The organism is Inquilinus sp. (genome assembly GCF_039594555.1).
Taxonomy (GTDB): domain Bacteria; phylum Pseudomonadota; class Alphaproteobacteria; order DSM-16000; family Inquilinaceae; genus Inquilinus.
The window spans coordinates 1-7,905 of the sequence record NZ_JBCNNF010000318.1 but is presented as its reverse complement, the minus strand read 5'-3'; the positions used below and the strand labels follow the sequence as shown (position 1 = coordinate 7,905).

General features: G+C 72.2%; 11 protein-coding genes. 3 read left to right on the top strand and 8 right to left on the bottom strand.

What is annotated here, in order from left to right; all coding sequences use genetic code 11:
- Together ABDW35_RS26800 and ABDW35_RS26795 are read right to left on the bottom strand one after the other, a co-directional pair.
- Window positions 1-652, bottom strand: a 652-nt coding sequence (locus ABDW35_RS26800) for a family 1 glycosylhydrolase (protein WP_343716913.1), incomplete at its 3' end; no start/stop codon positions are given.
- A 74-nt stretch (window positions 653-726) separates the two neighbouring features.
- Window positions 727-1,068 (bottom strand): cupin domain-containing protein, encoded by a 342-nt coding sequence (locus ABDW35_RS26795; RefSeq protein ID WP_343716912.1) that lies wholly within the window; start codon window positions 1,066-1,068, stop codon window positions 727-729.
- Between the two features lie 144 nt (window positions 1,069-1,212).
- Between ABDW35_RS26795 and ABDW35_RS26790 the strand changes: the two genes are divergently transcribed.
- On the top strand, window positions 1,213-1,632 hold the full coding sequence (locus ABDW35_RS26790; RefSeq protein WP_343716911.1) for a thioesterase family protein: 420 nt from the start codon (window positions 1,213-1,215) through the stop codon (window positions 1,630-1,632).
- Here ABDW35_RS26790 and ABDW35_RS26785 read toward each other — a convergent pair.
- Both ABDW35_RS26785 and ABDW35_RS26780 read right to left on the bottom strand, forming a co-directional pair.
- Complete coding sequence (locus tag ABDW35_RS26785; RefSeq protein WP_343716910.1) at window positions 1,629-2,837, bottom strand: MFS transporter; 1,209 nt, start codon at window positions 2,835-2,837, stop codon at window positions 1,629-1,631. The two genes, ABDW35_RS26790 and ABDW35_RS26785, sit on opposite strands and share 4 nt — an antisense overlap.
- 71 nt (window positions 2,838-2,908) lie before the next feature.
- The gene (locus ABDW35_RS26780; RefSeq protein ID WP_343716909.1) at window positions 2,909-3,481 is read right to left on the bottom strand and encodes a PRC-barrel domain-containing protein; all 573 of its coding nucleotides are present in this window, start codon (window positions 3,479-3,481) and stop codon (window positions 2,909-2,911) included.
- A 166-nt stretch (window positions 3,482-3,647) separates the two neighbouring features.
- Between ABDW35_RS26780 and mdh the strand changes: the two genes are divergently transcribed.
- On the top strand, window positions 3,648-4,610 hold the full coding sequence (gene mdh / locus ABDW35_RS26775) for a malate dehydrogenase (RefSeq protein WP_343716908.1): 963 nt from the start codon (window positions 3,648-3,650) through the stop codon (window positions 4,608-4,610).
- 208 nt (window positions 4,611-4,818) lie between these two features.
- Window positions 4,819-5,037, top strand: coding sequence for a hypothetical protein (locus ABDW35_RS26770; protein ID WP_343716907.1), 219 nt, complete (start codon window positions 4,819-4,821; stop codon window positions 5,035-5,037).
- A gap of 10 nt (window positions 5,038-5,047) precedes the next feature.
- Here the strand turns inward: ABDW35_RS26770 and panC are convergent, their stop codons facing one another.
- The 4 genes from panC to ABDW35_RS26750 form a co-directional block, all read right to left on the bottom strand.
- On the bottom strand, window positions 5,048-5,890 hold the full coding sequence (panC, locus tag ABDW35_RS26765) for a pantoate--beta-alanine ligase (RefSeq protein WP_343716906.1): 843 nt from the start codon (window positions 5,888-5,890) through the stop codon (window positions 5,048-5,050).
- On the bottom strand, window positions 5,887-6,711 hold the full coding sequence (gene panB, locus ABDW35_RS26760) for a 3-methyl-2-oxobutanoate hydroxymethyltransferase (RefSeq protein WP_343716905.1): 825 nt from the start codon (window positions 6,709-6,711) through the stop codon (window positions 5,887-5,889). Before panB ends, panC begins: the two co-directional genes overlap by 4 nt.
- A 148-nt stretch (window positions 6,712-6,859) precedes the next feature.
- The gene (locus ABDW35_RS26755) at window positions 6,860-7,336 is read right to left on the bottom strand and encodes a carboxymuconolactone decarboxylase family protein (protein WP_343716904.1); all 477 of its coding nucleotides are present in this window, start codon (window positions 7,334-7,336) and stop codon (window positions 6,860-6,862) included.
- Window positions 7,337-7,375: 39 nt separating this feature from the next.
- A complete protein-coding gene (locus tag ABDW35_RS26750) occupies window positions 7,376-7,852 on the bottom strand; it encodes a carboxymuconolactone decarboxylase family protein (RefSeq protein WP_343716903.1) in 477 nt (158 codons plus the stop codon).
- Between the last annotated feature and the right edge of the window lie 53 nt (window positions 7,853-7,905).

Below are 7,905 nucleotides of genomic sequence, written 5' to 3'. Positions count from 1 at the left end.
GGCCGCGGCAGCGTTTCCCGTCGTCTTCCTCGACCAGCCGGCCCAGCCGCTCGGCTGCCAGCTCGGGATAGCGGCCGTCGCGGAGAGTCGCGACCGACGCCTCCCAGCCCAGCGCCTCGGCGATGACGACGGCGTCGGAGGAGGCCAGCGTGTCGTCCCAGGGCTCGGGCGGCGGGCCGGCCAGGGCGGCGCCCAGGCGCCAGCGCCCGCTCTCCTGCCGCAGCGCCGACAGCGCCAAGCCGCGGCCGAGCAGCAGGTGGTGCAGCGCGGCGCGGAATGCCGTATCCTCGGCCATGCCGACCGGCCGGTCGCGGCGCACCAGCTCGTCGCGGGCGAAGCCGGGGGCGCCGGCGTCGATGACCAGCGCGGCCATGCGGTCGCCGATCCGGTCGGCGACGCGGCAGGCGAATTCGGCGAAGCGCCAGGCCGTGTCCCGCGCCGTCCAGCCGCCGCGGATGCGGAGGTCGCGCGGCAGCCGGGCCGGCGCCAGCAGCGGCCAGGGCGCCAGCCCGGCCTCGCCCAGCGCGTCGACCCGGCGGTCGAGCCCGGCCAGCGCGGCGGGGTCAAGCCTGCCGCGCCCCTCCGGCTGCAGCACCGCCCAGTCGAGCGTGACGCGGCCGGCGGCGGCGCCCATCTCGGCCGCCAGGCGCACAGCCTCGGCCTCCTGACGCGGCGTCGCCGGTGCGCCGAGATCGGCGCCCCATACGAGCGCCGGGCGTGCCGGCTCTAGCTCTTCTCCCCGCCCTCCGGGCCCCAGAAGATCACCCATGTCGCAAAGTCATCGCTGAAATCCTCGAACCGATGCTCCATATGGGCCGGAACGAAGATCACGTCACCCGGTCCGAACGGTTTCCGCTCGCCATCGCGGAAGAAGGTGCCGCTGCCGCGCCAGACGATATAGAGCTCGTCGCGCTTGTGCGGCCCCTGCGGGTCGGTGCCGCGCGGGGCGTAGAGCCCGGCCTTCATGGTGCCGTGCTGCAGCCGGTAGAGGAACTGCTCGGCCGGCGGCGGCGGAAACAGCGCCTCGGTTCCGGCCACGGTGACCAGCCAATCCTGCTCGGCGCTCATGGCGCTTCTCCTTTGGTCCCTGGTCCGGGAACGGTACGTCGGCCCTGCGGCTGGGGCGACCGGAACCTTGTCTCGTGACAAGCCACGTCTTCCCTCTGTCGCCGATTCGGGTCTATCTCGCGGGCAGCCTGTCCGGAGAGCAGAATGACCGAGTTCGACCCGACCGACCCCGCCTCCTACCCGCATTGGGCGGAGGAGCGCGTGCGCTATTCCGACACCGACGCGCTGGGCCATGTGAACAACAACGCCTATGGCGTCTATTTCGAGACGGCGCGGCTGCACTTCTTCCGCGATGCCGGCATCCATCTGGGCAAGAGCCGCGGTGCCGTGGTGGTGCGCATCACCATGAACTTCCTGCGCGAGCTGACCTGGCCGAACGACGTCCGTATCGGCACCCGCATGGTGAAGCTGGGCGGCAAGTCCTTCACCTACGCCCAGGCGCTGTTCATCGGCGACCGCTGCCACGCGACGGCGGAGACGGTGAGTGCGATGTTCGACCTGGAGACGCGCCAGTCCTTCCCGATCCCGGAGGAGCTGCGCACCCGTTTCGCGCCGGAGCTTTAGCGGCTCTCCGCCGGCCGCGTCTCCGGCATCGTCAGCGTGATCAGGACCAGCCCGGCCCCGGCCACCGCCGCCAGGACGGTGAAGGCGGCGTAGCTGCCGAAGCTGTCGGTGACGACGCCGGCCAGGAGCGTGCTGACCGAGGCGCCGACGCCCATGGCGCAGCCGACCAGCCCCTGGGCCAGGTTGAAATGGCCGCTGCCGCGGGCGACGTCGGAGACGGTCAGCGGCACCAGCACGCCCAGCACCGCGGCCGACACCCCGTCCAGCACCTGGAAGGCCACCAGCAGCTGCGGGTCGGTGGTCAGCGAGAACAGGAAGGCGCGCACCGCCAGCGTGCCGAAGCCGAGGATCAGGAACGGCCGCCGGCCCCAGCGCTGCGCCGCCCGGCCCATCCAGGGCGACAGCACGGTGACGGTGAGCTGCGGCACGATCACCGCCGCCGCGACCATCAGCGTCGCCGCCTGGCTGGAGCGCAGCGTCACCATGCTGGCGGCGAGCGGCAGCATCGCCGCATTGGCCAGGTGGAACATGGCGATGCAGCCGGCGAAGATGACCAGCGTGCGGTTGCGCGCCAGCACGGCGAGGCCGGCGGCTGACGCCTTCAGCCCCTTGCCCTCCCGCCGCGGCGGGACCGGGGCCGGCCGGATCTCCTGCGGCCGGATCCGGATGAGCGCGAACAGCGCCGGCACCACCAGCGCCGCCGCCAGGAAGAACACAGCCTGGGTCGACAAATACTGACCGCACAAGCCCATGATGGCGGCGGCGATGCCGGTGCCGGCCGAGGCGAAGGCGGCGTTGCGGCCCAGCCGCTCGCTCATCCCCGCAGGACCTGCCAGGCCGAGGCTGAGCGAGACGATGGCGAAGCTGACGATGCAGCTGGCCGCGGCGTGCAGCACGCGCGAGGCCAGCACGACCGGGAAGATCGGCCAGGCGGCGAAGGCGAAGGCGGCGACGCCGATCGCCGCCAGCGCCACCGCGGCCGTCGCCCGTACCGATCGCACACTGTCGACGAAGGCGCCGAGCGGCACCTGGCCGACCAGCCCGACCAGGCCGCTGACGGTGAGGACGAGGCCGATATCGACCTGGGTCCAGCGCTGCGTCGTCAGGAACACCGCGACGAAGGCACCGAAGCCGGTCTGGACATCGGCGACGAAGAACACGAACCAGTCCAGCCCGCGCCGGCTGCCGCGCGAAGACTGCGGCACGCTTGCCTCGGCCGGGACTGTGGCCGCGTCGCTTCGGTCGAACCCGTCGTTTCCCGCCATCGGCCCGCCGGTCAGGGCTTCGGAGCCGGGGCCTCCGGCGCGGTCGCGGGGGCGGGCGCCGGGGACGGAGACGGCGAACCCGGCGCATCCGGCGCGGCGGGGGCCGGGGCGGTGTCGGCCCGGCCGACCACCACCACCGGCTCGCCCTGCTTGTAGGCCGGCGCGCCGCGCAGCTGGGCCTCGGTCAGGTCGGTGACGATCGTGTCCATGCTGCCGTCCTTCGGGAAGTGCAGCACCCGCCAGTCGACCGCGATCTGGCGCGAGCCGACGCCGAGGAAGCCGCCGAAATCGACGATCGCAGCCCGCGTCATTCCGGCACGGTCGACCACCACATCGACGACGCGGCCCAGATCCTCGCCCGCGGCGCTGCGCACCGACTTGCCCAGCAGCGTGCCGGCGGCGTCGCCGCCGATCACCACGGCCGGCGTCTCCGACGCCTGGCGCTGGTCGCCCTCCTGCGGCGCGGCCGGGGCCGCGGGAGCCTCGGCCGCGGGCGGCGTCTCGGGCTTCGCCGGCGCGTCCTGGGCGCGGGAGATGGCCGCCGAGGCGAGCACCACCAGCGCGGCGAGAATGGGAATGCGCATCGCGGAACCTGCTTTCATTGTGGACCTGATCTGGGGCGCAGCGCGCCGATGGCAACCGCTTTGCCCGGATCAACCCGCGACGGGCCGACCCGTTCTTGCCGCACCCGCGAAATAGCGCTAGGACAGGGCCCGTCTTTTCTGCTGCTCATCGGAAGGATGGCACGTCATGGCGCGCAACAAGATCGCCCTCATCGGCGCCGGGCAGATCGGTGGTACCCTCGCCCTTCTCGCCGGGCTCAAGGAGCTCGGTGACATCACCCTGTTCGACGTCGTCGACGGCGTGCCGCAGGGCAAGGCGCTGGACATCGCCGAGGCGTCCCCGGTCGAGGGCTTCGATGCCGTGCTCAAGGGCGGCAGCGACTATTCAGCGATCGAGGGCGCGGACGTCGTCATCGTCACCGCCGGCGTGCCGCGCAAGCCGGGCATGAGCCGCGACGACCTGATCGGCGTCAACACCAAGGTGATGCAGGCGGTCGGCGCCGGCATCAAGCAGTACGCCCCGGACGCCTTCGTCATCTGCATCACCAATCCGCTGGACGCCATGGTCGGCGTGCTGCGCGAAGTCTCGGGCCTGAAGCCGGAGAAGGTGGTCGGCATGGCCGGCGTGCTCGACTCGGCGCGCTTCCGCTACTTCCTGGCCGAGGAGTTCAAGGTCTCGGTCGAGGACGTCACCGCCTTCGTGCTGGGCGGCCATGGCGACACCATGGTGCCGCTGGCCCGCTACTCCACCGTCGCCGGCATCCCGCTGCCGGACCTGGTGAAGATGGGCTGGACCTCGCAGGAGAAGCTGGACCAGATCATCCAGCGCACCCGCGACGGCGGTGCCGAGATCGTCGGCCTCCTGAAGACCGGCAGCGCCTTCTACGCCCCCGCCTCTTCCGCCATCGCCATGGCCGAGAGCTACCTGCGCGACAAGAAGCGCGTGCTGCCCTGCGCCGCCTACCTGACCGGCCAGTACGGTGTCAGCGACTTCTACATCGGCGTGCCGGTGGTGATCGGCGCCGGCGGCGTCGAGCGGATCGTCGAGGTCCAGTTCACCGCCGACGAGAAGGCCGCCTTCGACAAGTCGGTCGCCGCGGTCAAGGGCCTGGTCGAGACCACCAAGAAGCTGATGGAATCGGCAGCCTGAGCCATCCGCCCACCTGTCATTGCCGGGCTTGACCCGGCAATCCAGAGAGCGTCGACACCTTCTGCATGCCCGGGTCAAGCCCGGGCATGCCAGTTTTTGGGGCTCGCCCTGCCGATTTCCGCCGCAATCACGCGGCAGCGTGCCCCCTCGCCTCGGCCGGCCCATCTGGCTAGAGTGCGCGCCCCGTGGAACGATCGAGGGAGTGCCCATGACCCGCCTGATCCTGGCCGCTGCCGGCCTGTCCCTCCTGACCCTCGCCGCCTGCGGCTCGGACGAGATCCCGATCGACCGCCCGATCATGCAGGGCGAGCCGGCGCCGCCGGCGGTCCCGGCCGAGCCGATCCAGCGCCAGCCGCTGTCGGCCCCGCCCTCGTCGCTGACCGGCCAGCAGGACCCGGCCCAGACCCAGACGCCGCCGGCGAAGTAAGGCGGCCCGCCTAAGGCACGGGCAGGTTGTCGAGCAGGCGCGTGGCGCCGAGCCGGACCGCGGCGATCAGCCGCCGCGGCCGGCCGGGCGCCGGCTCGGCCAGGGTCTCAGCGTCGCGCAGCACCAGATAGTCGACCGCGTCGAAGCCGGCGTCGCGCAGCCGGTCCGGCCCCGCGGCCAGCAGCGACGGGTCGGCCGCGATCTCCGCCAGGATGCGGTTGAGCCGCCGGGCCACCGCCAGCTGCGGCGTGCCGAGATAGGCGTTGCGCGAGGACAGGGCCAGGCCGTCGCGGTCGCGCACCGTCGGCACCGGCAGGATCTCGGTGGGCAGGTCCAGGTCGCGCACCAGCCGGCGCACCAGCAGCAGCTGCTGGTAGTCCTTCTCGCCGAAGGCGGCGAGGTCCGGCGCCGCCTGGATCAGCAGCTTCGCCACCACCGTCGCCACGCCGGCGAAATGGCCGGGCCGCACCGCCGCCTCGAGATCGGCGACGATCGGGCCGGACGGCACGATCGAGAAGGCGAAACCCTCCGGGTAGATCTCTCCCACCGCCGGCAGATAGGCAAGGTCGGCGCCGGTCGCGGCCAGCTTGGCCAGGTCCTCCGCCTCGCGCCGCGGATAACGGCTGAAATCCTCGTTCGGGGCGAACTGGGTCGGGTTGACGAAGATGCTGAACAGAATCCGGTCGGCGCCAGCCCGGCGCAGCGCCGCGGCCAGGGCCAGGTGGCCCTCATGCAGCGCGCCCATGGTCGGCACCAGGCCGATGCGGTCGCCGGCGCGGCGCCAGCCGGACACGGCGGCGCGCAGCTCGGCCACGCTGCGGGCGATCACGGGGGTAGCGATCTCGGCGGTCATGACGGCTTCTTCTCGGCGAAGACATGCTCGGGCCCCGGGAAGCGCCGGGCGCGGACATCGGCGGCGAAGCCCGTCGCCGCCTCGGTGATCGCGGCCTCCAGCTCGGCATAGCGGCGGACGAAGCGCGGCGTGCCGGCACCGGTCAGGCCCAGCATGTCGTCGACCACCAGCACCTGACCGTCGCAGGCCGCCGACGCGCCGATGCCGATGGTGGGGACCGGCACCTCCTCGGTGATCCGGCGGGCCAGCGGCTCGACCGTGCCCTCGATCACCAGCGAGAAGGCCCCGGCCGCGGCGATCGCCTTCGCCGCCGCCATGATGCGCGCCGCCTCCTCCGCCGACCGGCCGCGGGCATTGTAGCCGCCCAGCACGTTGACGGATTGCGGCAGCAGCCCGACATGGCCCATCACCGGGACGCCGCGGGTGACCAGGAAGGCCACCGTCTCCGCCATCTCCTCCCCGCCCTCCAGCTTCACCGCCGACGCGCCCTCGGCCAGCAGCCGGGCGGAGGCGGCGAAGGCGTCGCGCGGCGAGGCCTGGTAGCTGCCGAAGGGCAGGTCGGCGATGATCGCCGCCCGGGCCGAGCCGCGGCGGACCGCGGCGGTGTGCAGCGCCATCATCTCCAGCGTGACGCCGACCGTGCTGTCCAGCCCGTGCACCACCATGCCCAGGCTGTCGCCGACCAGCAGCGCGTCGACATGCGGGTCCAGCACCCGGGCCATCGGCGCGGTGTAGGCGGTCAGCACCACGATCGGCTCCTGCCCCTTGCGGGCGCGGAGCTGCGGGATCGTGATGCGCCGGATCGGCGCGGAAACGCTCACCTCGGTTCACTCCCGGTCGGTACGGGCTCTGTCGTCCCGGACCCGGGATGCTGCAGTGCAAAATCCGTCGAGGCAAGCCGGATGTCACGCCGTGAAAAAGCGACGGGCGGCCGAAGCCGCCCGCCGGAGCCCGCAGACCGGCGGAACGTCAGGCCGCGGCCGCCTCGCGGCTGGCGCCATCCGGCTCCGGCCCCTTGCCGAAGCCCACCGCCAGCCGGTTCCAGCTGTTGATCGAGCATACGGCCAGGGTCAGGTCGACCAGCTCGCGCTCGTCGAACTGCGCCTTCACCGCCGCGTAGATCGCATCCGGCACCTGCCGTGTATCGGCCACCAGGGTCAGCGCTTCGGCCCAGGCCAGCGCCGCCTGCTCACGGGCGCTGTACAGGCCGTGCGCCTCCCGCCAGCCTGCCAGGCAGTCCAGCCGCTGCTGGCCTTCCCCCGCCTCGCGCAGGCTCCTGGCGTGCATGTCGAGGCAGAAGGCACAGCCATTGATCTGCGACACGCGCAGGTCGACCAGCAGCAGCAGGGTCTTGGGCAGGCCGCAGCTTTCCAGATACACGTGCACGCCGTACTGCGCCTTCAGGGCGCCGGGGGCCGCGGCAGCCCAGTCGAGACGCTTGGACATGTCGGATGATCTCCGTCCGATGATCGGAACCGGCGGATGTCAGGCCGCGGCCGCCTTCCGGCTCTGCTCGTCCGGCTCCGGCCCCCGGGCGAAGCCCACGGCCAGGCGGTTCCAGCTGTTGATCGAGCAGATGGCCAGCGTCAGGTCGACCAGCTCGCGGTCGCCGAACTGCGCCTTCACCTCGTCATAGATCGCGTCCGGCACCTGGCGGGTCTCGGCCACCAGGGTCAGCGCCTCGGCCCAGGCCAGCGCCGCGCGCTCGCGGGCGCTGAACAGGCCGTGCGCCTCGCGCCAGCCGGCGACGGCGTCCAGCCGCTGCTGGCCCTCGCCGTCCTTGCGCAGGGCCTTGGCGTGCATGTCGAGGCAATAGGCGCAGCCATTGATCTGCGAGACGCGCAGGAAGATCAGCTCCTGCAGGGTCATCGGCAGGCCGCAGCCCTCCAGGTAGAGATGCACGCCGTACTGGGCCTTGATGGCACCGGGGGCGATGGCGGCGTAGTCGAGACGAGCGGACATGGGTCGAACCTTCCAGTCTTGAGATCGGAACCGCCAGTCGGGGCGGTACCCAT